General features: G+C 41.0%; 3 protein-coding genes and 1 pseudogene. All 4 read left to right on the top strand.

Annotation, left to right across the window (positions count from 1 at the left end; genetic code table 11):
* Nucleotides 1–129: 129 nt before the first annotated feature.
* Nucleotides 130–783 (top strand): hypothetical protein, encoded by a 654-nt coding sequence (locus EQY_RS0120445; protein WP_000052066.1) that lies wholly within the window; start codon nt 130–132, stop codon nt 781–783.
* Between the two features lie 10 nt (nt 784–793).
* Nucleotides 794–1,060, top strand: a complete 267-nt coding sequence (locus EQY_RS0120440; protein WP_001158038.1) for a hypothetical protein — start codon at nt 794–796, stop codon at nt 1,058–1,060.
* Complete coding sequence (locus EQY_RS0120435) at nt 1,060–2,067, top strand: hypothetical protein (protein WP_001271158.1); 1,008 nt, start codon at nt 1,060–1,062, stop codon at nt 2,065–2,067. The genes EQY_RS0120440 and EQY_RS0120435 overlap by 1 nt, the downstream gene beginning before the upstream one ends.
* 38 nt (nt 2,068–2,105) lie before the next feature.
* A pseudogene (locus EQY_RS27495) lies at nt 2,106–2,231 on the top strand (phage baseplate protein); the annotation flags it as partial.

The following is a 2,231-nucleotide window of genomic DNA, read 5'->3' as shown; positions in this document are numbered from 1 at the left end:
AAATGCCCAGCAGGTACTTGCCAGTAATCCTGACGGGCGCGCCCTTATTCAGCTTGAGATTCTTAGAAAACCTGGAGATAACTTCGATGCCCAGGTTGTGGGCCAGCAACAATTTTTGACGAGGTGATTATGTCGCTGGGGGTTGTGGGGAGTGTTTTTAAACTTGCGTTTCAGACATCTCCTATCCTTTTGCAAGGTGGAATTGCGGAAAAAATACCGGGTGGAATAATTCCTGTTGCTTTATTCACTGAGGGATTAAGTATTGTAAATGGCTTGCTGCATGGAAAGTTGAATGGAGCGACGGCTGCATTTACTCCTATGCCTGGAACAACACTAATTCAGCAGGATATTTGTAATCTGAATTTTTACAACCAGATTACAGCTGCAAATTCAGTAGTAAAGAAACCTAATCGTGTTGTTATGCAAATGGTTCGTCCGGTATCAACAGAAGATGGCGGATACATTACAAAAGGAATTACATTTGCAGCACTGAAAATTTTTCTGGAAATGCATAATGACAAAGGAGGAAGATATATTGTATTAACTCCTTCATATATTTATACAGACTGCCTGATGCGATCATTTATAGATGTATCAGGGCTTTCCGAACAAAATAAACAAGTTCAGCACACCTGGCAAATAGAGTTTGAGCAACCACTAATCACAACGTCATCGGTAACGCAAACACTCAACAATATTATGAGCAAGTTTGAAAAAGGAACACCGGGGAAAGCGACATGGAAAGCTAATGGCGATTTAATCCCTCCAATACCAAAATTTTAAAAGGGAATATATGCAAGAGAGAATTGTATTTACCCCCGGGATGGATGAACCATTCAGTTTCATGGCAACAGTTGGCGGAGTAAACATTCAGGCAACTCTGCCATATAATATTTATGCACAACGTTATTATTTGAAATTACAGAATGAAAATGGGGATATAATCAGTTTTGTTCCTGTGGTGCCATCACCTGATAATTTTGATATTAATCTGGCGTTACCTCTTGCTCCGGGAAAGATAGTTTATCGCGCCAGTTCTAACCAGTTCGAGATTTCCTGATGCGTTATTATAAACTTATTATTACCAAACCAGATACACAACAACCACCTGTGGACAAGAACAATAATAAAATTGGTCCGTTTGATAGCAGTAAAACACCAGGATGCGCTTTGCATATTGAGTTTGATGTTACTGTGGTTGGATATGATGTCACAACATCAGGAACAATGCTGGCGATCTACGGATTGCCAATGAGTATGCTAACTCAGGCAGTTAATCTGAAAGGATGTCTCGTAAGTTTGTATGCAGGTTTTACCGATGGTTTACCGTTAGCTAATAAGTCACAGCAGGGAGAAATTATTAATGGAGAAGTACTGGCAGCCTATGGGAACTGGATTGGAACTAATCAGTCGCTGAATCTTATTATTAATCCAACTCCAACGCGCACAATTGATGGGAAAATGATTTCTATTTGTGGTTACGGCAAGAAAGGAGAGACACTGGGGAACGTGCTTACTCGTGTGTTGTGTGACGCTTTTCCTGATAAAAAAATAGAATGCACTATAAGTGATAATCTTATCCTTTCAGAAGATGAACCAATAGTATATAAAAACATCACATCACTGGCAGCGGCGATTAGAAGTTGGTCATTAAATATCATTCGTGATGAACGTTACACCGGAGTCAGAATAACAGTTCAGTCAGGCACTATTCGTATATTTGATAACACAAAAAGCAGCTCACCAAAAAAAATAGAGGCATGGGAGCTACTTGGGCAACCTACGTGGTCGGCGCCTCTGGAAATGACCTTTAAGTGTCCGCTGCGTGGGGATATTTGCTGTGGTGATATTGTCAGTCTTCCAGAAAGAATGTTTTCTGGTACATCCTCCATTTTGATGTCTGCTATCACACAGTCATCGGCGCTCACTAATTCATTGGTAACATTTTCAGGGTTATTTCAGATTACGTCAGTCCGCCATATCGGTTCGTTTTTAACGGCAGATGGCGATGCATGGGTTACAGTGTTTACTGCGGCGGCAATAATTAACACTGATGCATTTAACTGATCGGAGGTGCGGGAATGTCTAATGCTCAAAAACATTCAATGACGCGACTTCTGTCAACATTGATTGATGAGCACACTCGCTCAAGAATGGATATGAAAGGCCGCGAGTTGCCCTGCCATGTTGTCGATGTCAGTGGGCAGATAGTGACAGTTCAGTTTGATATG

This window comes from Escherichia sp. TW14182 (assembly GCF_000208525.1).
Lineage (GTDB): Bacteria > Pseudomonadota > Gammaproteobacteria > Enterobacterales > Enterobacteriaceae > Escherichia > Escherichia ruysiae.
Note: the sequence above shows the minus strand (reverse complement) of the source record. Positions and strands in the feature narration are given on the sequence as shown.

Bases quoted from the DNA above. Each gene is read 5' to 3' on its own strand.
- EQY_RS0120445 (WP_000052066.1), top strand. From the start codon at position 130: ATGTCGCTGGGGGTTGTGGGGAGTGTTTTTAAACTTGCGTTTCAGACA.
- EQY_RS0120435 (WP_001271158.1), top strand. From the start codon at position 1,060: ATGCGTTATTATAAACTTATTATTACCAAACCAGATACACAACAACCA.
- EQY_RS0120440 (WP_001158038.1), top strand. From the start codon at position 794: ATGCAAGAGAGAATTGTATTTACCCCCGGGATGGATGAACCATTCAGT.